Source organism: Pseudomonas sp. NFACC02 (genome assembly GCF_900110765.1).
Classification (GTDB): Bacteria; Pseudomonadota; Gammaproteobacteria; order Pseudomonadales; family Pseudomonadaceae; genus Aquipseudomonas.
In genome coordinates this window covers 14,431-36,154 of sequence record NZ_FOEO01000008.1, presented here as the reverse complement: position 1 = coordinate 36,154, position 21,724 = coordinate 14,431, and the positions used below count along the sequence as shown (strand labels likewise).

Genomic DNA, 21,724 nt, shown 5'->3' with positions numbered 1-21,724 from the left:
TATCACTGCTTATTTGCTGAGTCATACCCACTGGTGCCTATTGGCTCGCGGCTCTGTCGCTTAATTAGTTGAGGTGACACTGCCCCCGATGTCGCAAGGATCTGATCAATCTGCGCAGCCATGTTTACGATGTTCGATGCGTCAAATATGACCCGCATTGGTAAAGCAACACTTAGTTTGTCTGCGATCATAGCCGCCATTCTGACCGCAAGTAGAGACTGCCCCCACAAATCAAAAAAATTATCGAATATGGAGACCTCCGGCACATCAAGTACTTCACGCCATATGTCAACGAGTAACACTTGCGTCGGAGTAGTTGGCTTATAAATTATCCGTTCGCCCGCGGCGGTGCGCACAGGTAGAGGAAGCGCTTTATAGTCGGTTTTTCCGTTTAGATTTAACGGAATGGCGGCTAGCACCATCCACGCGGTCGGTACCATATACTCTGGCAATTGCGCGCGCAAACTGAGTCGGAGTCGATCTGTAGTGAGTGTCTCCCCCTTCTGTGGAACTACGTAGGCAACTAGGTGGGGTTCTCCTTGGCCCAAGTCTCTCAACAGAACTACAGCTTCTGCGACTCCCTGACAATCCCGAAGCAGGGTCTCTATTTCTCCGGGTTCGACTCGATTTCCTCGCAGCTTGATTTGATTATCTGCACGACCCAGATATTCAATAACGCCGTCACGGCGTAACCGCCCGATGTCTCCCGTTCTGTACATTCGGGAGCCAGGCCTACCAAAGGGATTCGGTAGAAATTGTTGGGCTGTGAGATCGGGTCGACCGAGATAACCGCGGCCTAAACCGACTCCTGATATATAGAGGTGGCCAGACACACCTGCTGGCGCATGTTGGAACTGGTCGTCCAAGACATAAATTTCGACATTTGGTATTGGCGTGCCCAGTGGCATTGAAGAGTCTTGGCAGATTGCTTGCGACATGGATCGAGCAAACGAGATACATATGTCAGCGCATTCTGATGGCCCATACGCGTTCACCAAATTGACCGGCTTTCCTTGTAATGCTTTTACTATCGCCTCGTCAAGGGGCTCTCCCGACAGTATCAATGTACTGATCGTTTCCACGCCGGGAGCGTTCATAAAGGTTCGAAATGCCGATGGGGCGCAGTTCAACCACGAGGGCCGGTACGCTTTTAAAGCGTTAGTAAACGCGATATGGTCGGTAGGTAAACAAGGCGGGATTATTAGTGTAGCCCCGACGCAAAGTGGCCCCAGTAAATTTTTTTGTGTCGTATCAAAGCCAAATGAACTTGCGAGCATTACACGTGCGCTGGCAGACATATTTAAGCCTTGTGTAACATACCAATCCACTAAATTTGCAAATCCAGCATGTGTATTTAGAGCGCCTTTTGGACGTCCAGTGGACCCAGATGTATATACACAGTAAACAAGATTATCCGGGTCCACTCTATTTTCTGGGTTCTGTTCAGCGTAACTAGCGCATAAGTTGTCATCGTCGACACAGAGGACGGTCGTGGGCATGTCTCTAAATCTTTGCTTCTGGGATGTCGATGTGAGCAAGATGCGCGTTTTGGTATCTTTAAGTATGTACCGGACGCGCTCTTCGGGGTTATCTTGATCGATGGGGATATAGACTCCCCCGGCCTTCATGGTTGCCAAAACGCTGACAACCATATCCAAGCTGCGGTCGGTACAAATGGCTACTAGCGTTTCTCGATTTACACCCATTTCGATCAGCATCATCGCTAGGCGATTTGCTTTTGCATTCAGCTCTGCATAACTTGCTTGCTGCTCTCCGTAAATAACAGCAACTGATGTGGGGACGTTACTAGCTTGACGTTCGAACCGAATATGAACAGGTTCAAGGTTGGGGCCGGGCTCACTAGTCGTTCGCTGTAGTTGAGGCCGAAAAAGCGGGATGTCTTGAATATGCAGGGAGGGCATTGCTGAGGCCGCCGCCAAAATATCTAGATATTGGCTAACAACTTCCTTAGCATCATTGCTCGAAAGAGCGTCCTCGTCGAACTCGAGGCAAATTTCACAGCTAGTCGAGCTTTCAATGAGCATCAGGTTGACTTCGAACGCAGACTTCAGAGACGGCAGGGCCCGCAGTTCAAACTCGCATCGACCTGCATTGGTCTTCTGTTTCTCAGCAACAGCGTGATTGACACAAACCTTAAAGAGAGGGTTCGAGCCTGCATCACGCTGTAGTCGCAAAGTACGAATTAGTTCATGAAGCGGCAGTTTTACATGCATCATGGCACGCAGCAGGCGTACTCTGACAAGCTGCAGAAGTTTCTCAAAACTAATGTCTGGCGGAAAGCGTAGGCGCAATGGCATCGTATTAACGAAGAGCCCGGTCAAACCGGACGTGCCAGATCCCGGCCTTGTCGAAAGCGGTACGCCCAACACTATATCCTGTGAACCCGTGTGTCGCTGGAGTAATGCCGCCGATATTGCTAAGTGCACCATGAATGGGGTAAATCCTGATTTGACGCCGAGGCTGCGTAATGCAAGTGTGCTGGAGGTATCTAATTTTCGTTTGATGGTATTTGCTGACCTTAACCCCGTCGGTTCAATATGCTGGCCTCGAGCAAACAGCAGCGGTGTCGGTAAATTTTCCATCTCCTTTTGCCAGTAGATCCTTTCTGATTCGAATGTCTGGGCTCTTACATTTTGGGAATATTCGCTGTAGAGGAAGGGCAGGACGGGAAGCTGGGGCGCTGCATTGAAAACGGCCGCATCGTAGAGCCCATAAAAATCTCGGATTAGGTATTCTGTAGATTGGTTATCCATAAGCAGGTGGTGGATTGTGAACAGGAGTGAACGATTGCTGTCATCTACCTCATATAGCGTGGCACGAAATAGCGGTCCATTTTCTACGTCCATCGGTATCGCCAGTTCTGTACGTAGCGATTCATCAAGATTTGTCGTGGATGATCGCATATCTATGTACTTCAGCTGGGTATCAATTTTTCCTTGTATTCGTTGCCGCGGCTCGCTCTCCTCCACTACGAAGCGGGTTCGGAGATTGTCATGTCGCGTTACAAGCCCTTGGATCGCCGTAGTTAGGGCTTGATGACAGAGATGCCCGCGGATGTTGACGCATACTGAAACAATTTGCGAAAGTCCTGATATATCGAGCTGCTCCGTAAACCACATGCCTTCCTGCGACCTCAGAAGAGGTACTGATTTCACCTGTTTCAATTGGTTAGTGATGATCGGCAGCATGATAAAAGTCCTTTTTCTTTCGGTAGTGTAGATGTTGAAGAGGTCATACTAGAGTAAATTGTGCTCGTGTTTTTGCAAACAACACCACATGGATTGTCATTTAATAGACAAGGGTTACACCAAACTCATCCTGCTCTCTAAAAGTTAGTAAATGTGTTGTGCTATATTTTGCTCTCAATTTTGACTCGTAAGCCGTTCGTTAACTCTGCTTCCAAATACACTATTTTTTGGAGCTCGCATGCCATTGTCCCACTTTAGCCCGGAACATATAGCTTTGACCGAGCGCTTGTAAGGGCATAATTGATTGGGGCTTACGATACAGCGAAGATCGCAGTTTCTAATCCAGCACGGGCACAAGGCGAGTTACTGTACGGTAATTTATCATTCTGCCAGCATTTAGGAATGCATAGATATCTGGATCGTCGGAAAGTATTTCCGCAATGCGAAGCGCTTCCCGCCTAAGTCCTTCAATCGGTATTCCATTACGAACGATAGGGCAGGACAAGCCTTCAATCATTAACAGACGGTTGTTCTCTATCTGGAACCAATATGGGAACAGACGACAGTCTAATGACTTGTAGGCGTTGGTGCTCAATGTCTGATCTACGCAGCACCCCATGGTATACGGGACCGCTTTAGCTCCACCAAAATATTGGTCGTCCAGAATGTTGTACTGGCTCGTGTCGAATCCGAGCGCACGTGCGCTTTCCAGCTCGCCTGGAAGAAACAGGATGTAAGAGTCGGTGTACTTGCAGCAGTCCCAATCACATTGCCTTGCGCTCACCAACTGACCACACAATGAAAGTTTTTCCTGGAAGCTTTCAAGGATGTTTGCTAGCAGTTTCGGTGTGATCAAAGCATACCTCCAGCAGAGGCAATAACCTCACATGCGTCGCGTGCGAAATTTTCAAGGGTCGCGTCTTCGTTCGCGGTAGAAACGTACATTGTTTCTTCAACGTCTGGGGCTAGATGATAACCACGGGAACGCATTTCCTGATAGAAAATAGTGTAGCTGTCATGCGGTTGAAGGCTGACGTCAGCATGTGAGCGAACGACAGTCCCCTGCGGCAAAAAAATGAACGCGAATACGCTGCCCATGCGTGCGAAGGTGAAGTCGAGAGAGTGCAAGGTCCGATACTTGTGGATAGCAGATTCGAGCAGCGCGCCTTTGTACTCCAGAAGTGCATATGTTTCAGGCTTGGCTAGCTCTGCCAAAGTGGCCAGTCCCGCAGCCATGGTCAAAGGGTTACCTGCAAACGTACCTCCTTGCAGCATTTGTTCGGTATCAAGGAGGTTCATGATTTCCCGGCGTCCACCGAACGCGCCAATCGGTGTCCCGCCCCCGATGATTTTTCCGAAGGTAGTAATATCTGGCGTTACTCCGAGCAGATTGCTCACTGGACCGTAGGTAAACCGGAAACCCGATATGACCTCATCAAAAATTAGCAGAGCACCTTCGCGGTCACAGATGCTGCGCAACTCTTGCAGGAATCCGTCTTGCGGCACGACAAGGGACATGTTGCACGCAATCGGCTCCAGAATTACTGCTGCGATTTCGCCGCGAGCATTTGAAAACGCTTCTTCCACTGCGGCTTTGTCATTGTATGGCACAAGAATATTCGAGCGCATTGCTACAGGATCTAACCCTGCGTCGCGTAAGTGACTTTCGTCTTTGTTTTGGACCAGATCAAAGTGTCCATGATAGCCGCCTTTGAAACGCAAAATTTTTGTGCGTCCGGTGTAGGCTCTGGCTAACCGTACCGCAGACATCACCGCCTCCGTGCCACTGCAAACGAAGCGGATTTGCTCCAAGAAGTCTGCGGTATTGACGATCGCTTCTGCCAGTTCAATTTCGGGCAAACTCATTGTGCCGTACAGCATGCCCCGATCAGCCTGCTCTCGAATAGCTTCCACCACTGGCGCTGGCGCGTGGCCAAGCACCAAAGGACCAAACCCGTACATGAAGTCGGTATATTCTTTGCCATCAAAGGTTCTTATGCGTTCTCCTTTAGCGCTAATAGCGACAAGGGGTTCCGTCTGAACGTTGCGACACGCCCGCAATGGCGAACTTACGCCTCCAGGGATGACGCGGCGTGCCCGTGAAATTTCGTCCTTCATATTTACTCCGTTTGAATGCTGTAATGGTTGGAAATATGATCAAACAGCGCCTCCCCGGCCTCCAGGGATTTGCACTCGAAAAAAGCTGTGAGGATGCACTCCACATTATTAGGTGGGCCCAACACGACATCTCCGTCTGAGTGATAGCGGATGATGCGCGCAGCCCCTAAGTTCTCACATGCAAGTGCTATTTTTGCAACATTGCCTAGGGTACCGGAGGAATTCGGCCCAAAATCGTATTCCAAACCGAACCCCCTATGTTTGGGGCTCAGATCGATCGTCTTTTGGCCCAGTGCATGCAGGCACTCATATGCATCTAACCCGACGCAAATGGCCATAAGCTGCTGCGTCGTAGCTCCGCTGCCAGCCATTCTTGGCGCGACTTCCAGGACATGCAGACGTCCATTGGCATCGAAGCGGAATTCGGCATGGAAGGCCGAATTCCGCAAGCCCAGTCCTCCGATGATGTGTTCAAGCATGCGCAGCGGCATATCGCCAAGCGAAGTGTCGAAGTACTCGGTGAGATAAGCCGACTCATGGAACGTAGGGCCTTCAAGGAACGGACGCTTCCGATGGATCAATATTGGGTGGATCCGTTCACCAACGACGAAACCGTCCACAGCGAACTCGTTACCGTCCAGGTATTTCTCCACTATCACACGCGCCGGGGAAGAACGAGGCGCGAGGAATTGGCCAATTCGGCTAGCTTTCATATATGCCCGTTTAAATTCTTCAATAGTTTTAGCCCGGACAACGCCGGCGCTATAGAAGCCATTAGAAGGTTTAACAACTACGGGAAAAGAGATATGGTTATTAACTAGTGCTGCCGCGGTTTCCTTGGATGTTCCCGGAACTATTTCAATGTGCTGCACCACGAAAGGCTTGACCGCCGGGTGAGACTTAAATAGGACTTTGTCGGTAAGCACATTCACTGCATCCTGGCCACGCGGCGGCAACCGATGGCTGATGCGCAACTGCTCAACAATGCCCTGCATGCTGTCGGAGAAGGACACAATGTCATCGGCATCATCAAAGACGCTCATCCCTATCTTCTCAGGGACAATGTAACGAACCTCATGACCCATTTTTTTGCACCACATGGCGTGATCGACACAGTCTTCGCCACGGCCGATAACTATAAGATTCATTTTATCGGTCCTGTCGCCCGGTTCGTGAGCTCGTGCCGGATGCCAAAGTTTACATTATGAGTGGCACGGTGTATTGAACTCCACATTGCCCTGTCCGTTTGAATAATGACCTTAAAACGTTCCGATATTCGCAGTAGGACGCTTTCTGACCCCGTCGCTTCGAATTTTAACGACATTAATGCCAATGCACGCCAATGGTCGACAAGCCATCCGAGTTGCTTTAACGCATCCTGGTTAACGTCAGTCTGGCTCAAGCTTTGTCCGAGCAGCGCTAGGCTGGGTAACACGTACAGAACACTTATGTGGTCAAACAAGCGACGGGCGGCGGTGCAGCTTCGTCTATTATGTCCGTTAAGCATTGCTATGCACGCAGCGGCATATGTGCCAAGTGCCTCGTGGTGCTTCGCCTCGGAATGGTAGAGCTCCGATTGCCGAGCGAGGGCCTCTAGAGTCGTTAGCGCTCCCTCGCTGGGCTGCATTTGGATAGACTTATCTATTGAATGAGCTAAACCCATATGATTGTACGTTTCGGTAGTAACTTTATCTGACAATGCTTCGTGAAACTTTTCAGCCGCTACCCAGGTTTGGCAGCCATACCGCCGTCTGTTCACGACCAATGGATCGTAAATTTGGATTCGCTTTTCGTCTTCGGACACGTAAGTGACCAGTAGCGCATGTAGATAAGCGGGTTTATCTAAATAGAAATCATCATATGTAAGATGGCTGGTATTGACCCACACAACAGCACCATGATTCGTGCGTGCCAGGCGAGATAGGTGCTTGATCCAATCGCGGTCGCTGATGGAGGCGGTCTCTACTGATGCTCCTAGCCTTAAGCAGCCGAGAAGACCTACCTCCTGGACGGAAAACGTGTATTCGGGGTATCCACATTCATCTAATCCACAGCGGAAAAGATATCCGTCACCATACTCCAGCAGGTTAGCTTCCTGAATAGGGGTACCCCGCAGCGACATTAGTTTAGCTAAGCTACCAGTAAAGCAGTTAATCGCTTCGGCAGGAAAACGATGAACATGCTCATCATTATATAATCGGTTTTCGACGTCAGGCAGCATGTTGGGCCTGTAGGAAATTGAGGCGTTTTTGGGTTGCTTGTCGGATTCGCCAAAAGTAGACGCTGCCGATAGCAAATTCAAACACAGATCCGATAATCCAAATACATGGTAACCATGCTGGGTCACCTATTGCGTTCTGGGTGACCACGTAAATCAATGGAAGGCTTGCGCACCACATCAGACTGAGCCGGGTGATTAAAATGAATCGCGTCATTCCGAAACTTTCAAGCACTGCGGCGCCGGTCATTGAGAAAACAAATGATGCTGAATAGGTCCACAATACCCTGGCGGTCTCGGTAGCAACCCTCATAATCTCAGGATCATTTGTTTTGAGACCAAATGGCATGAGCAATATCGTGGGCAGGAACAGTTGTGCAAGGCTAATGCTTAGAACATAAATACCCTCAACGAGTATGGTCACCTTCAAAATAGTTCCAATTTGGTCAAACTCATTTCGACCGATGGCATTGCCGCACAGGACGCTGCAGCCAACGCCAAGCCCAATGATGGGGATTATCGCAAGGTAGTTTAAGGTCAAATTCACATTGTTAGCGGAGAGCGCGATAGGGCCTAATACCGCCGCCATCCAGACAAAACTGGTATTACCAAGTTCGTCTACCCCAGCCGCTAAGCCGGAGGCAATTCCACGACGGAATCGGAATACGACCCTATCACTTAGCGTACGTAACCCTTTTTTTGCCCAATGCTTCAGCCCATCTCTTAGAGAGCCCGTAGGTAATAGCCATATATATCCAATAAGCATTGCGGAAGAGCCTGCAAGCGTGCCAAGTGCCGACCCACGCATACCCAGCTCAGGTAAGCCGAACTTACCGAAGACCAATCCGTAAATGAAGAATGCGGCGGTTGCTTGCCCCACAAGGCTGACGTAAAGCGTTACCTTAGTTCGCCCCACTCCGTTGAAGTACGATGATAGTGAGACATTAACCACCATGACCGCTCCAAACAGGGCGGAGAGCTCCAAAAACTCAGACTCAAGGACGCGTATCTCTGCCGGTCGATTACTCAGCGATGGAATCATGCTGAGCAATGGGGATATGCTCAGCAGCACAAGCGCGAGCCCTAGAGCCAATATCATGCCTAGTACGGCTTCCATGCGTGCGGCCAACTCGCCCGACTGACCAAATGCCTGCGCAACATAGGAGCGTGACAGGTTTACCGTTCCTGTGAAGAGCGTGATGATTGTCATCGCGGTAAAGACGGCCGGACCTGAAGCCGCTAACGTGTCGCTCGAGTACTGCGCTAGGCAGATGCGATCAACCAGCATCATGAGCAGGTTACCTGCCATCGTTCCCATCAAAGGAAGCGATAAGCCAACGACTTCAAGTGCTAAGCGTAACTCAGTTTTTTTTGCTTGCCGCGTCATGCTGGCTCTCCCGCACTTTCGAAGTGTTTAGCGCTACTTCTAAGCATTTCCATTAGGCGAAGTGGGTCATATCCTTCAGTCGCGGCTAATAGGCTTAACAATAGCCTTTCAACACCAAAGGCAACGCATGCTGAATGCATCTTTACTTGCTGTGCAGGGTCACCGATTTCGAACGCAGATGTGAACAGGTCCCGATGAAAATTGCGTGACGCGACACTTACTCGGCCGCCTGCAGGACTTTTGGTTAACGCTTCTATTTTGATGCCTCGGGCCTTTTGGACTTTACGAGTAGCAGCAGAGTCCTCCCCGTAAAAGATGTCGCTGGCCGCCTCTAGGTCGATGTCAAATCCGGCATGGCGAAGGAATTTCACTGCATATTGAAAAGCAGCCTCACTTTCACGCTCAACGCTTTCCCGGTTGCCTATATAGATGAACTCGCGCATTGAGAAGCTCGCCATACGCATTGGGTTGCCACTTTCTGGTTCGAAACGATGGCACGTAGATATGGCAGTGAAACACTGAAGTGGCCATTGTTCTTTGCGACCACTCAGTAGTGCAAATGTGTGGTAACAAGTTGATGGACTTAACAGCCATTGGTCGCATACATGCTCTTGTTCGGGTAATTGATGCGGTGCAACATGAAAGGGGATTGACGGCAGCTTTTCAAAGAAACCTATGCGTTCTAGAACTGAGCGCTGGGTTAGCGGAGTGCATGAGTGCGGAAGCATCGGGTTCGAGCGAGACAAAACTTTCACTAGGAGATCATCCAGTAAAGCGAAAGCTTCGTGGAGTTTACCTATAAAGCAATAGCCGATCAGATTGTTGCTTGAGGCGACGACAGCCAATTCCCCTCTTTCACACAAGATATCGATCATACGGATGTCTCGGTTGCAATCAACATTGCCGCTACACTTTCGACTAGCGTTGTACGTGACGTTAAGTCAAAGGGCTTGAGTTCTGCGTCGTCAAAAACCACATCAAGTGTTTCCTCTAGCATGACTAGTAGGCGCATCTGGTCAAGAGAATCGATTACTAAGTCTCTTGGCGCTCCTTCCGGGTCCGCGTGCTTGGCCTTTGCTAGCCTGGTTAGCACCTCATCGACCACATTCATTAGTTTTTCCATACGACGTATCCCTCTATGTAGAGCTTATCTAGACCAGTTTTGAGGAAGGTTTCGATCGCGGTGAAGGGCTGCATTATTAAAGGCTGCCCTTTGACGTTGAAGGACGTATTTACAGTGCAGCCGAAGCCAGTCGCAGCTTTGATAGCGGTCAAAAGCCTATAGAAAATAGGATTAATATCGGCATCAACGATTTGTACACGTGCGGAACCATCGGCATGAACGACGCCTGCAGCGGCTGTTCGTCCGAGTTCGGTCGCACGAGCGGTAGCGAGCATATACCGCATAGGCGCAAATTTCTTTGTAATGAAGAGCTTATCGCAATCATCGGCGAGAACTGCTGGGGCGAATGGTCTAAACGCCTCGCGGAACTTCACTACGCTGTTAATGCGCTCCTTTATAGAGTTACCGCTAGGCAGGCCAAGGATCGAGCGATTACCGAGGGCGCGTGGTCCAAACTCCATTCGGCCATGGAACCAAGCAATGATCAGGTCATTGGAGATGTCTGCCGCCGCCGAGGTAAAGTAGTCTGCATTCACTCCCAGCCATTTCCATGCTATGCCTTTGTCGGTGCCGAACTGAGAAAGTGCATCCTCAACGCTATGTCGGGTGTATTGCGGTCCAATATATGGATCAAAAGGTCCAGGTTTATCATTAGCTTCACCAAACTTCGCGGCCACAGCAAGTGCGGCTCCGATACTTGTTCCATCGTCGCCCGATGCGGGCTGAACAAACAGGCCTTGCAAGCCCGGTAGATTGCATAGCTTTTCATTGGCCTTGCAATTCAGGAAGGTACCTCCTGCTAAGCAAAGATATTGACGCCCTGTCTTCTTCAGCCAATATTTGGCAAATTCTTGCAGCACCTGTTCAAGACGCTCCTGAAGGCCTGCAGCGAAATTATAGTGAGTTTCTTCCAATGGAGTATTTGGCCTTCTAGGAGGAAAACCGACGGTTTCCTGCAAGAAGCCCATCGCAGCAGGGTATCCCAGCGTGGCATGCGTTAGAGATTCTCGCGGCCAGTTGATGGAAATGTGGCCCGTCGTAGGGTTGAAGTGGCATATTTGCTGAAGCTTTGACCGATAGGGCCGCGGATCCCCATACGCTGCCAAGCCCATAACCTTGTACTCGTCCGAATTAAATGCAAACCCGAGGAAGCGTGTACAAATAGAGTAGAGCAGTCCAAGCGAATCAGATATGCGCTGCCGGTGGATGCGCTTTAGTTCACCACAGCTGGCATCGAAAATCGTTAAGGAGTCGACCTCACCCATTCCGTCGGAGACGATGCATAGCGCCTCGCTGAATCCACTAGGGTAGAAAGCAGATGCGGCATGCGCCACGTGATGCTCCACCGGGTGGAAGCGTGACTCCACGTTGTCCCAACCGGCCTCGGTCATGCTGGCAATTAACGCGCGTGAGCAGACCACTTGCTCATAGTAAGCCTTGTCCTGCGAAAAGACTCGACGATACTTGTCATAATCGAATCCGTGAGCAATTACGTGAACGTCAGATGTCAATACGCCTGCCGTCTGTAAGCAGTAGTTGATTGCTTGCAGCGGGAGTGCGCCTGTACCTTTTTCGCCTGTAAACCGCTCTTCTGCGGCCGCAGCAACTATCTGCCCGTCAATCACCAGACATGCCGCGCTATCAAGTCCTTGACAGATGCGCTCGTCGATCTCAGAGAGCGACTGCGTCGATTTACGCAGATATGATTGCGCGTACGGGAGCCCGCTTAGACCTAGTATGATCATATCAACGTACTGCCTTGAAAATAGTGATTGCGTTGTTTCCGCCGAAACCAAATGAATTGTTCTGAACGTAGGTCATCTCTCGAGACCTAGCGGTGTCACCCAGAACTAAATCAAATCCGAACTCGAATTCCGCACTATTAATTTGGGTTGGAGGAAGTATCTGATCACGCAACGCCAGGCAGGATGCAACAGCTCCGAGTGCTCCGGCAGTAGCCATCAAGTGACCGGTTGTGCCCTTAATTGCTGTGACAGCAGCACCTTGATAATGCTCCGAGAATATCCTAGCCTCGATGGCGTCGTTTGCTTTGGTGCCAGTGCCATGTGCGAATACGGCGTCTACCTGATCGCTGCTGAGTCCGGCTCGGCTGAGCGCTAACAGGTGACAGCTGGTAACACCATTTAGATCAGGATTAGTTGGATGTTGTGCATCATTGTTACTTGCGGCAGCTAAGAGCTCCGCATAAGCACGTGAGGCATCAGGAACATCTTCTGATGCCTGTAAAACGAGAAACGCGCCACCTTCGGCAATGGTGATGTACCGACGTGATACGGAAAACGGTCGGCACTGAGCTGGGCCTAGTGCATTAAGGGTATGGAATCCAGACCAAACCTTCTTGGAAAACACGTCACCACCGCCAATGACTGCCGTTTTAATGATGCCGGTCTTTAGCATGCGTAATGCGACTTCAAGTGCGACGTTACCGGAAGCGCACGTGTTATGAACAGTATAGGCTGGCCCTCTTGAGCCTATGGCCAATGAAACTGCATCTGCTATGGAGTGGCCGGCATAGGGATGCCGCTTCCAGCGCTCACGATTGCCTTCAACCAATTCGTCTAGGATGTCTGCCTCGGCTTCGTTGTTACCCACGCAAACGAGCGCATTCCGCAACGCTGAATCACCTGGGGCTAGACCTGCATCTTGAATCGCTTGGAGCGCAGCGTGCACGGCGTAAGCAGAGGAGTCAGGCAGTGTGGGAGACATATTCCCGAGGTCGCGCGTGACCTGAGCGCGGTCAACATTTGAAAGTCGGGAAGTGATGCAGCCATCTTTCATACCGGGATAAACGGGAGTAATTGCTGTGAAGTGGCTCCGGCCGGCGCACAGCGCCCTCCAGAACGTTTCAACTGAAATCCCGATTGGGCTGACGACTCCTAAGCCCGTCACTAATGCTCGCATCATTGTACTTTTCCCTTACGAGATACTGCGCCCCGAATCATTATTTGAGTAGATACGGCATCACCGACCCAAGCCTCCCATACTAGCGTTGAGCCGAAGCGTTTTACTTGTGTGACGACCGTCTGCTGGGTTGCCCAACTGGTGCAATCTTCCCGATAACCGATTTCGTCAAATTGTGCGAAGACATACTTTGAAGGGGTAGCTTCAGATGTTGCCAGGTGCTGTAGTACTAGTGCGAGATTTCCCGCGCACTCAATGAGAACAAGAGGGCGCCAATGGGCGATTTCGCGGAGATAAGGATGACGATGTTGTATCGCTTCTAGATTAATCTGGCAAATAGCTAGCCTCTGTGCCGCATCTACCTCAATCTCTTCTGGCAGAAACCAGTATTCAGGTTCCCGCAGTACCTCAGCTAATACTGGCAGTGTCGAACTGCTAAAGATTTCGGGGAGTGGAAGCGTCCGCTTTCCGCTTCGGTCAAGAAAGAAGGTCCCACAGAGGGTGTCACCGAAACCAATCCTTATTTCACCTGACGGGTGTTTCACGAAACTGACTTGCTCGCCGGGACGAACGAAATTGTGGAAGCGCGCCTTACTGATGTACGCGCTTTCGCAGAGGTTGATCGTCGCGTCATGTGAAACATAGAAGTCGAGTATCATTATACCGGGCACTATCGGGTCGTTTTCAAAGTGATGCTTGAAAACTCCTAAGTTTGGACTAAAGGTCGCTTGGATATTCATGCCGCTAGCTGCCGTGTAATGCTGATGGCTGCACGCCGATCGGCTACTTCAATACCCAACGAGACGGATTCGCCTTGCACAAGTGTGATGGCCGACGACATGAGCCAGTGAAGCGCGAATGCACCGTTTTGCTCAGAGGGCTCAGACTCACGATAAATACGCGAGTGTTCCGTCCCGCACAACTCAAACGAACGATCACCGAACGCGATCTCAGCATTGAAATGCCCACCACCAGTTAACCACGCATAGCACACGCCTGGGGTTATCCGTCGGCTTAGGCAGGTGCGCTTGATCACGTCATCCATAGCCTCTTCACAATATGTATCACCAACAAATAAATGGCCTCCGCCAGTTGGGTTCGATTGTAGATGCAAAAAGGTATGTAAAAGCGCGGTGATCGATGTGAAAGTGCCAGCATTTAAGGTTACGTTTCCACCGGTTACGTTCTTGCTCATATTGATAAAGGTTGAGGCCGAGCTAGTAGTGGCATGTGGGAACTGTTGCGCGGAAATTGTTTTGTCGCCCGCTAGTGCTTGTCTTTGGAACCGTAGCATCGCTTCTAGATTGCCGTATTCGGTGCCCACCACAACCACGGTTGTTCCAACTGACGTATCATCCATATGGCTATTTGCAAGGTAAAGACATGTGCGGGTAAAGGCGTCCCGGAAACGGTCACCTCTATTATCAACTATCTCGTAAAAATCAGAAGGTAGCTCTGCTACTTGGGGGCTCGTACCATCTGATTTGCCGCTCTCCGAGCTGCATATATGGCATGCCCTAAGTGAGAAGTCAAAATTTGCAAAGGTCACCGTATTCACCAATATATAGTGTATAGCTTAAAAGGCGCGTGGCAGAGTCTGCATGCTTTAAATATGGAATCTATGCTGCTGCGACTTCTCCCCAGAGCTCGCCCACCGTACTGGCTTGCGCCAAAGCATCTTCGCTCAAATTAATCCCAAACTCGTCCTCAAGCTGCAGCACAATATCGATGAGTTTTAGAGAGTCAATCCCAATGTCTTCCTGGAGACGCAGGTCGGCAGTCAGTTGGAAGTCTGATTTTAATTCACCAATTTTAATGAGGGTATTTATAAAGCGCGGATCCATTGTTGAATGTCCTGGGTTTTTAGAAGTTTCGTTATTGTCAATGTCTATTGTTGTTGAATGAACAGAAGAAATGTTTTTATGAATTGCGCTCATGTAGTCGCGAGTATCGACAATTGCGCGCTTAAAGCCTTGCTCTATTTCAGTCTTCGTGCACAAATTTTGCGCTAGTAACTGCTCGATTGCCATGCAAGTTTCCTGAGCGTGCAACTCTTCGCCATACTCACTGATGTGAATGCGGAAATAATCGGTATTTTCCACCTTGTCTTTATAGTACGTCTTCAGGGCTGCGAAAACTAAGGCTATTTGGAAGTCTGCTTCTGTTTCAATCGCTAACGCATATCCTAATGAGTGTCCGAGCGACGCACCATAGCCAGCTAACATTTTCTTATTGAAGTCCTCAGCTGACTGTGGCATTTCGCCGACTTCAAAGCCAAGTGATTCAATGAAAACCTTAAATAAGCCGCAGTGCGACTCTGGCGTGTTTTCCTCGTGTATGATGCTCTTGATGTAAGCTCGCCATATTTCGTTCGTTGCGTTTTTGACCGTAGCGGGTAGAACTATGCGCTGGAATCCATATCCTGATCCCCAGTAATACTCACTTAAAAAATGGCCAAATCCCTGATGCGAAAGATGCCCATCTAGTAAGTCGCGATACATTTCATTGCTGATGTGTCCGAGACCTATCATACCAGTTTTAAGTAGATGGTTGAGCCAGTCTAGAGTGGAGGCATCCTTGCGGCCACTGATGCGTGTCTGATAAAACCATTCCGCGCTATCAGTTCCCGACTTGCCAGCGGTATTGGTCAGGTAATTGGCGTAGAGCATTTTGGTAAGACTATCTTGAGTATCAAGCATCTGTGCCTCCATCAATGGAAAGGGATGTTCCGTTTATATAGGGGATGTTGAGCGACGCAACGGTGAACTGAGCGACCTCGTTGACATGAGCGAATCGCTTAAGGGCAATACTTTTTGAGATTTCTTGAATTCGTTGCTCATCCATATCTTTGAGCATGCCGCCATTAACATAACCAGGCATTATCGTAAATGCCCTTATGTTAAACCTGCCATACTCTTTAGAGACGCCTTTAGCGAGGCTGTTGAGTGCTGCTTTAGACGACGCATACGCAGCGGCTCCCACGGAGCCGCGGATGGCAGCAGTGGACGAAAGATACACGAATGCGCCATAACGTTTTTTCATAAAGTGAGGCAGTAAAGCTTTGGTTACTCGCAATGCCCCAAGAATATTTACATCATATACTGCCTGCCATTCTTCAATATCGGCAGCATGAATAAGAGCTTTATCAGTAATCGCAGGCGCAAAGAGAACAGCGTCAATCTTGTCAACTCGTTGCAGGGCAGTCCTAATCCCATTCTGGACACTTGCATTATCCGTTACGTCCATTGCTATCGAGTCCATCCCACCCTGTCGAGAGGTAGCAATAACCTGATAATCGTTTTTTTGTGCTTCCTTCATTATCGCTGACCCAATGCCTGAACTTCCGCCAATCACTAGTAAGACTTTATTGGTCATAATCAAGCCTGAATTCTTGTAAACAGGTTGCAGAGGGATATAGCGGGGCTACGTAACGGATAATTTTTAAGCCTCTAAATACTTTTAAAGCTTCATGGCCGTCCCTGTTGAGTTTACGTTGTTCTAAACTATTACCCCCAAATTTCACACTGGATTTTGTGCAGTTGTACACTACCTATCTCGTGCATGGACTCTCTTTCCTGAGTGTCTGATCTCTAAAAGATTTAAAAACACACAGATGCCTCTTACGATGAAATTTAACTCACTAAATCTTCAATTAAACTGGTCTCGTAAAAATAGATTCTAATCATGCACCGTTAGTCTACCGACTTTGCTAACGAATCAATGACTCTTGCCGCGAAGCTACCAGCTGGGAGGGTTAGCATAATCGTCATCCTTGAGATTCCGGAGATGAATCGTCCACCCAGATTATTCCTTTCAAACTGGCTTATAGCTCAAGTCGTGATCGATGCGAGAATAAGTTCTGACTTAAGCGAGGATATAGTCCATTTCACTGTGCTCACAGTTTTTTCTCCTTAGTTTGTGAACAACACTCCGAGTCGTTCGCCGCATATAGATTTGCCTTGTGTGATTGTTATGTCAATAAATTTTTTCGAGTTTTTTTTGTTTTCTCTATTTTATCAGGCTAAGTTTTTTTTGGTGCACGACGGATCGTATCTATGCACTATTGATGTGCCAAGTTATCTGCTTGATTTTCAGAGTAAAACTTGTAGGTATTATGGGTTTCTGCACTTCATAGGTGCGCAGAGCGTCATAAGATGAAGTGTCACACTGAGGTTACGATCCGGCTCACGCTGATTTTTTTACGGTCCGGACCGCAAGAAGAAATAACAGGCCGCCGTCGGTACGACTGAGGGGCAAACTCTGCAGGGTAAAAGTCCGGGGCCTTCAAACCTCCGAGATTCGTCGCCCGTCCTCCCAAGCGACATTGATCCCCCGTTGAACGTCGCCAAAGGACGAATGTGGCAACGTGAAAGACGCGTGTTATGTCGGGGACGTGTTCGGGTGTGGCTCCGTCGCTTTTCCAAAGCAGCATCAGGAGCTCCCCGACGGTACGAGCGGTGTCGGTCGAGGGTTGGTGTTTTGCCGGTTAGGTCATCGTCGCACTGGTCAGGCGTGCTTCTGTGACCGATCGATGCGGATACAAACGTATGGTCAAGTGGCGTGCAATTTCACACTCGGACCCGACGGGAGGGCACCGGTCTGCTGCGGCGTGCCAGAGCAGTTCAGGCAGAAGGTGAGATCTTGGCTATGGCGCGCTTCATAATTTGAATAGAGAATCCGTTAGGTTGCTCGCGTTATTCGCAGCTCGTATCACTTCATCTGGTGTCGTTAAATGGAAGCAATGAATCATGAGTAATGGAAAGTGGTGGGAAAAAACTGTTGAGTACAAATTCGTTGCTGATGCAGCGGTAAACGGTCTGATGGATTTTGTTGCTCCGTTGTCGGGCAGGCACGAGAGAACTGCAGGGGATGCCGTTTTTGGAGTCGATGCCAAGCTGGTGCTCGTTGAGTTCAAAGCGACTTTTGCGGATGTAGCCTCCGAAGAAACGCTCTTCGAAGCATACGGGGAAGCGCAGGAAGCCCTACAGCATTACACCCACCACTTCGTAGTCTATGGCACGTTGTGTTCTGGTGAGGTCCCGGATCTGGAATTGATAGCAGAGCGCTATTTTGTTCGGGAAACGGAGCAACCAGCTCTGGAGTTGCTGGGTAGGGGCGTGAGCAAACAGATTTTTGACCAGTATTTGGAAGCACTGTCGCAATTCAAAGAAGAGGACGGCCGTGCTAAGGGGAAAGGGCATGTCTCTCCGGCAGCTATGTCGACGGTCATTGGGGTTTCCAATGGCAGGGTCGTAGGGGTGATGTCGCTCCATGATTACGCTCCGTCCTTGGCGCCTGCGCCCACTCTCAGTCAGGTGCCAACGCCAACTTATAGACCCCGGGGGCCGGGGGGGTAACGCGCGGCCGCAACGATCTCGATAGTGCGGGGCGATTGGTCTCGCGACTATCCAAGCATTTTTGGAGGCTGAATTTCTGAGTGTTTAGCGGCCCTCAGCTCAGCAGATCCTTAGCCCGAGAATGCTTTAGCTGATGGATCCGGTTCCCCGCGTTTAAGCTCGACGTTCATCCTGGCGAATGCCCTGCGCAATGTGGCATTGGCGTAAAACACCCCCTTTCGGGTGATGTGCCGAAATATCCAACAATGCGTAAGACCCAGATCCTCCAACGCTCGGAATTTCCCACTGCAGAAACGTATTTTGTCGCAGACATTGGAAATTTCTTTCAAAGCCAAAGAATGGTTGCTGATCTCCATCAATAGGCCGTATGAGGATTCTTCCCCATACTCCTTGCCCTGGCGAACCTTTTTTCGCTGTGTCTCAAAGATGTAGAAGCTGCGACCATTAATGACGGCTCGCACGACCAGCATGCCACGTAAGCGTGTCGCATTTTCCTTGAAGGCCAGCCATCGACGCGCTTCATCCGTGGGTGAATCTTCATCGTCAAACGCGGACAGCGGATGCAGCCTGAAAATAGATTCTTAATAAAACCTATCGTGGGAAAACCATTCCAGATTGGCAAAGCCTGGTTGAATGTTTTTCAGCCGCATCAGCTCCATCCACATTGCATTTAGAACACCCCTATCGCCCATGAAGCGTCTCGCGACATGTTTGAGCTTGCCGACGTCTTTGTTGGTGCCGACGTTGTCGCCTGTGGAGTGAGTGGGCTTGACGCTCGGCGTCACCGTGACAACTTTTCTCTCTGAGTAGGTGCGCTCTTCAGAGGAGCGCGTAAACCGGCACCTGGGTGCAATGAGCTGAAATCCAGGGTCTGATTTGCGCCACTCCGCCGCGTCGCGATCAGGTTCTTGCCGGTCGGTAATCTGGAACGGATCCTCTGGCTTAGGAACTTCGACGTGTGGCCTACGGATCGTCGTGACAGGTTCTCCATGTGGACCTTTTAGGGAGTACTTGGGTCGTCTGATTTCATAGGGGTGACCCTGTGGCTCGCTCAGACCGGTGACCTCGCAGCATACGAACGTCTTACGGTCCTCGAGCCAACGGCCACGCACACGAATCTTTGCTTGGCCTTGAAACCATGGGCGCACTTGAAGACTTACGGCGTCCAGTCCACTGTCTAACGCCTGATCCCTTTGCGCATATATTTCTTTAGCAGCTCGCTGAGCGTAGGGGGCATACAACATCGACGCCAACAACAGCGCGTCATCGTCATGTACATAAGGTGCAGGTTGCACCAGCCATGATTCATGGTTCAATTCGATGGCGGCGTAAAGCTCTGCCTGGACCTGTGACCATGGGTAAGTGGCCAGTGTTCTGGCGATATCAGGTGTGCTGCCGTAGCAGCGGACTAAAAACTCGATACACGGTATGAGCAGGATCCTGTCACCGGAGACCGCGAAGCTGAGCATATCGGTCAGCACCTCCGCGGTTGTGACGAAACCGGACGTTCGAGTAAGCCAGGGGACCCCAGGCCGGAATTGGCCATTAACGGATATCCTGAGCTGTTTAATTCCAGTCTTGATGACTGACGTTTAAGGGCTGGTCCAGAAACGGCAAGTAAGGGCTACGTCGAAAATTGCATTTGGCCCCTTCCAGCACACGTAATAAGCGTCCATACAGGTGAAGACCATGAAAGTCATTGGACGAGTCGAGGTCGATACCGTTACAGATGTGACGTGCGATGTGTGTGGCGACTCAACGCGCATGGAAGGAGGCGCGTACCAGCACGGCACGCTACAGGCCCACTGGGGGTATGGCACTAGGCACGATGGAGAGCGGTACGAGATTCACCTCTGTGCATTGCTTCTTCCGCACTCTGGCCACCCTCAAAGAGGAGAGGCGGGTGCAATCCATGTTCAGTGCGGATGCCCCGGAATATCCGAATAACCTCGGCTTGGTTGTCAAAGATGACTTTTTTAAAGATGCGAGCCATTGAATGGCTTTGAGATATTTTCAGCCGTCTGGGGTTGGCTGAGGACTCACCACATTGAGAAGGAAGGTGCTTTATGAAAGGGCGTCGTAAGGTCAGAACCGATAAATGGTCGCTTCAAGAGCAGTTCATCAAGGAAGCTCGAGCTGTCTTGGCTTCAAGGCCGGAACCGGATCGCTCCTTTTTAGACGTTGCATTCAACGCGACGTCTGAAGAGCCGATCGGAGTACTCGCTGGGAGCCGCCGAAGGCTAGCTTGACTGTATCGCGAGATGTGCGGCATTGGGCTGTGCGTTGGCGACCCTTGTCTTCGCCACCTATACCATCTCAATACCGGCGCCGGTTGCTCGCGGATCGCTTTGGCTGGCTCTCAATCTCGCGGGTCGTGACCTACCTAAATTTCTGTGAGCTTTCGCCCGTACGTAGGAATGCTGCTTTCGGCAGAGCAGAAATGCCTGCGCCAGCAAAGAAGACAACATTCGCGGGCTGCAGCAGGGCCGAAGCTATTGCTCAATAGGCGCCATGGTTCTGATCCTTTACCTCGGTACTAGGCGTTGACCCGCACGACTTGATGCAACAACTCTGCCTTCGAACTCTGTTTCTAGGAACAAATTCCGAAGGAGATGGCATGGGGATTTTCCGTCGACATGGTCGGGCTCAAGACTAATTTTTGGCCTGGAATTCCGCGCGGGAACCTTATTTGCATTCCGCAAAGCCTGAGCGACCTCTGTACCACTAGTTTCCGGAGGAGATCAGTCGTTTCGTATCGAGCCTCAACAGTTGCATCTATTTCGCAATCGTTGCATCTATTGCGCAATGTCTCACTCATTTTTACTTTCCGTCTAAGTGGCCGTCGCCCCGTGGCGACATCGACAGATTGCGTCAGACGGGGCGTGATACCGAGGAACCAAAAAAGAAAAATCTCAGGCGCAGGTTTCCGTGCGACGGCAGGTTTAGTGGGTTAAGGATTGCCGATCTGCTGCCCCAGTCGGGTTTTCGGAGGTCGAGCCAATAACGGAGCAGGAGTCCCTTCTGCTAATCCGATCGAGACTTTCATTCGGCCTGGTCAGGAGTAGCATAGGAGTTAGATGCACGTCCTGAACTCATCGACAGGGTGATCTCAATGAGCGGATTTCAAGTTTTTGACCTAAGGGGCTGGGTCGCCACCAACTGCTGGAGCCTTGAGCATCTCTGCTTTGTGATAAGAAGGGAAGCTATCTTGGCCATCGCCCAGCGTGTGCTAGGAACCCGCCCTGACGCTGAACGCTGGTTCACTCACCGATTTCGAAGCCTTGATTATCAGACGCCCTGTAGTCTGCTATCTACTCAATCGGGGTACCAGCGCGTCCATGACGTCTTGATGCAGATTGAATACGGTGTCTACATTTGAGGGTTGGTCCT

17 protein-coding genes are annotated in these 21,724 nt (G+C 50.2%); 2 read left to right on the top strand and 15 right to left on the bottom strand.

Annotated features, from left to right (window positions below):
* Positions 1 to 2: 2 nt before the first annotated feature.
* The 14 genes from BMY73_RS09505 to BMY73_RS09445 all read right to left on the bottom strand — a co-directional run bounded on the left by BMY73_RS09505 (position 3) and on the right by BMY73_RS09445 (position 16,352).
* Positions 3 to 3,209 (bottom strand): non-ribosomal peptide synthetase, encoded by a 3,207-nt coding sequence (locus BMY73_RS09505; RefSeq protein WP_092406662.1) that lies wholly within the window; start codon positions 3,207 to 3,209, stop codon positions 3 to 5.
* A 337-nt stretch (positions 3,210 to 3,546) separates the two neighbouring features.
* Positions 3,547 to 4,065 carry a hypothetical protein gene (locus BMY73_RS09500; protein WP_092406660.1) on the bottom strand — a complete coding sequence of 173 codons (519 nt, stop codon included), beginning with the start codon at positions 4,063 to 4,065 and terminating at the stop codon, positions 3,547 to 3,549.
* Positions 4,062 to 5,327, bottom strand: coding sequence for an aspartate aminotransferase family protein (locus BMY73_RS09495; RefSeq protein WP_092406658.1), 1,266 nt, complete (start codon positions 5,325 to 5,327; stop codon positions 4,062 to 4,064). Before BMY73_RS09495 ends, BMY73_RS09500 begins: the two co-directional genes overlap by 4 nt.
* Before the next feature lie 2 nt (positions 5,328 to 5,329).
* A complete protein-coding gene (locus BMY73_RS09490; protein WP_092406656.1) occupies positions 5,330 to 6,475 on the bottom strand; it encodes an ATP-grasp domain-containing protein in 1,146 nt (381 codons plus the stop codon).
* On the bottom strand, positions 6,472 to 7,548 hold the full coding sequence (locus tag BMY73_RS09485) for a hypothetical protein (protein WP_092406654.1): 1,077 nt from the start codon (positions 7,546 to 7,548) through the stop codon (positions 6,472 to 6,474). The genes BMY73_RS09490 and BMY73_RS09485 overlap by 4 nt, the downstream gene beginning before the upstream one ends.
* Positions 7,538 to 8,932: an MATE family efflux transporter gene (locus tag BMY73_RS09480; RefSeq protein WP_092406652.1), complete on the bottom strand. Its 1,395-nt coding sequence runs from the start codon at positions 8,930 to 8,932 to the stop codon at positions 7,538 to 7,540. The genes BMY73_RS09485 and BMY73_RS09480 overlap by 11 nt, the downstream gene beginning before the upstream one ends.
* A complete protein-coding gene (locus BMY73_RS27925; protein ID WP_139214170.1) occupies positions 8,929 to 9,807 on the bottom strand; it encodes a class-II aminoacyl-tRNA synthetase family protein in 879 nt (292 codons plus the stop codon). The genes BMY73_RS09480 and BMY73_RS27925 overlap by 4 nt, the downstream gene beginning before the upstream one ends.
* Complete coding sequence (locus BMY73_RS09470) at positions 9,804 to 10,055, bottom strand: phosphopantetheine-binding protein (protein ID WP_139214168.1); 252 nt, start codon at positions 10,053 to 10,055, stop codon at positions 9,804 to 9,806. Before BMY73_RS09470 ends, BMY73_RS27925 begins: the two co-directional genes overlap by 4 nt.
* Positions 10,043 to 11,800: a carbamoyltransferase family protein gene (locus BMY73_RS09465; RefSeq protein ID WP_092406647.1), complete on the bottom strand. Its 1,758-nt coding sequence runs from the start codon at positions 11,798 to 11,800 to the stop codon at positions 10,043 to 10,045. The genes BMY73_RS09470 and BMY73_RS09465 overlap by 13 nt, the downstream gene beginning before the upstream one ends.
* Position 11,801: 1 nt before the next feature.
* Positions 11,802 to 12,980 (bottom strand): beta-ketoacyl-[acyl-carrier-protein] synthase family protein, encoded by a 1,179-nt coding sequence (locus tag BMY73_RS09460; protein ID WP_092406645.1) that lies wholly within the window; start codon positions 12,978 to 12,980, stop codon positions 11,802 to 11,804.
* A complete protein-coding gene (locus BMY73_RS09455; RefSeq protein ID WP_092406643.1) occupies positions 12,977 to 13,717 on the bottom strand; it encodes an ApeI family dehydratase in 741 nt (246 codons plus the stop codon). Before BMY73_RS09455 ends, BMY73_RS09460 begins: the two co-directional genes overlap by 4 nt.
* On the bottom strand, positions 13,714 to 14,526 hold the full coding sequence (locus BMY73_RS27920; RefSeq protein ID WP_139214166.1) for a hypothetical protein: 813 nt from the start codon (positions 14,524 to 14,526) through the stop codon (positions 13,714 to 13,716). Before BMY73_RS27920 ends, BMY73_RS09455 begins: the two co-directional genes overlap by 4 nt.
* Positions 14,527 to 14,596: 70 nt before the next feature.
* Positions 14,597 to 15,676 carry an acyl carrier protein gene (locus BMY73_RS09450; protein ID WP_175500158.1) on the bottom strand — a complete coding sequence of 360 codons (1,080 nt, stop codon included), beginning with the start codon at positions 15,674 to 15,676 and terminating at the stop codon, positions 14,597 to 14,599.
* Positions 15,669 to 16,352: an SDR family NAD(P)-dependent oxidoreductase gene (locus tag BMY73_RS09445; protein WP_092406639.1), complete on the bottom strand. Its 684-nt coding sequence runs from the start codon at positions 16,350 to 16,352 to the stop codon at positions 15,669 to 15,671. The genes BMY73_RS09450 and BMY73_RS09445 overlap by 8 nt, the downstream gene beginning before the upstream one ends.
* Before the next feature lie 1,373 nt (positions 16,353 to 17,725).
* Between BMY73_RS09445 and BMY73_RS09435 the strand changes: the two genes are divergently transcribed.
* Positions 17,726 to 18,334, top strand: coding sequence for a hypothetical protein (locus BMY73_RS09435; protein WP_092406637.1), 609 nt, complete (start codon positions 17,726 to 17,728; stop codon positions 18,332 to 18,334).
* A gap of 581 nt (positions 18,335 to 18,915) precedes the next feature.
* On the opposite strand, the gene BMY73_RS09425 is transcribed toward BMY73_RS09435, so the two are convergent.
* Positions 18,916 to 19,803 (bottom strand): hypothetical protein, encoded by an 888-nt coding sequence (locus tag BMY73_RS09425; protein WP_092406633.1) that lies wholly within the window; start codon positions 19,801 to 19,803, stop codon positions 18,916 to 18,918.
* 1,643 nt (positions 19,804 to 21,446) lie between these two features.
* On the opposite strand from BMY73_RS09425, the gene BMY73_RS28800 reads away from it, so the two are divergent.
* Complete coding sequence (locus BMY73_RS28800; protein WP_092406629.1) at positions 21,447 to 21,713, top strand: MbcA/ParS/Xre antitoxin family protein; 267 nt, start codon at positions 21,447 to 21,449, stop codon at positions 21,711 to 21,713.
* The last annotated feature ends 11 nt before the right edge of the window (positions 21,714 to 21,724 follow it).

Coding starts and splice junctions, on each gene's coding strand:
- BMY73_RS09490 (WP_092406656.1), bottom strand. CDS start 6,475: ATGAATCTTATAGTTATCGGCCGTGGCGAAGACTGTGTCGATCACGCC.
- BMY73_RS09480 (WP_092406652.1), bottom strand. CDS start 8,932: ATGACGCGGCAAGCAAAAAAAACTGAGTTACGCTTAGCACTTGAAGTC.
- BMY73_RS28800 (WP_092406629.1), top strand. CDS start 21,447: ATGAGCGGATTTCAAGTTTTTGACCTAAGGGGCTGGGTCGCCACCAAC.
- BMY73_RS09465 (WP_092406647.1), bottom strand. CDS start 11,800: ATGATCATACTAGGTCTAAGCGGGCTCCCGTACGCGCAATCATATCTG.
- BMY73_RS09450 (WP_175500158.1), bottom strand. CDS start 15,676: ATGCTTGATACTCAAGATAGTCTTACCAAAATGCTCTACGCCAATTAC.
- BMY73_RS09470 (WP_139214168.1), bottom strand. CDS start 10,055: ATGGAAAAACTAATGAATGTGGTCGATGAGGTGCTAACCAGGCTAGCA.
- BMY73_RS09435 (WP_092406637.1), top strand. CDS start 17,726: ATGAGTAATGGAAAGTGGTGGGAAAAAACTGTTGAGTACAAATTCGTT.
- BMY73_RS09495 (WP_092406658.1), bottom strand. CDS start 5,327: ATGAAGGACGAAATTTCACGGGCACGCCGCGTCATCCCTGGAGGCGTA.
- BMY73_RS27925 (WP_139214170.1), bottom strand. CDS start 9,807: ATGATCGATATCTTGTGTGAAAGAGGGGAATTGGCTGTCGTCGCCTCA.
- BMY73_RS09445 (WP_092406639.1), bottom strand. CDS start 16,352: ATGACCAATAAAGTCTTACTAGTGATTGGCGGAAGTTCAGGCATTGGG.
- BMY73_RS09425 (WP_092406633.1), bottom strand. CDS start 19,803: ATGCTCAGCTTCGCGGTCTCCGGTGACAGGATCCTGCTCATACCGTGT.
- BMY73_RS09460 (WP_092406645.1), bottom strand. CDS start 12,980: ATGATGCGAGCATTAGTGACGGGCTTAGGAGTCGTCAGCCCAATCGGG.
- BMY73_RS09485 (WP_092406654.1), bottom strand. CDS start 7,548: ATGCTGCCTGACGTCGAAAACCGATTATATAATGATGAGCATGTTCAT.
- BMY73_RS09455 (WP_092406643.1), bottom strand. CDS start 13,717: ATGAATATCCAAGCGACCTTTAGTCCAAACTTAGGAGTTTTCAAGCAT.
- BMY73_RS09505 (WP_092406662.1), bottom strand. CDS start 3,209: ATGCTGCCGATCATCACTAACCAATTGAAACAGGTGAAATCAGTACCT.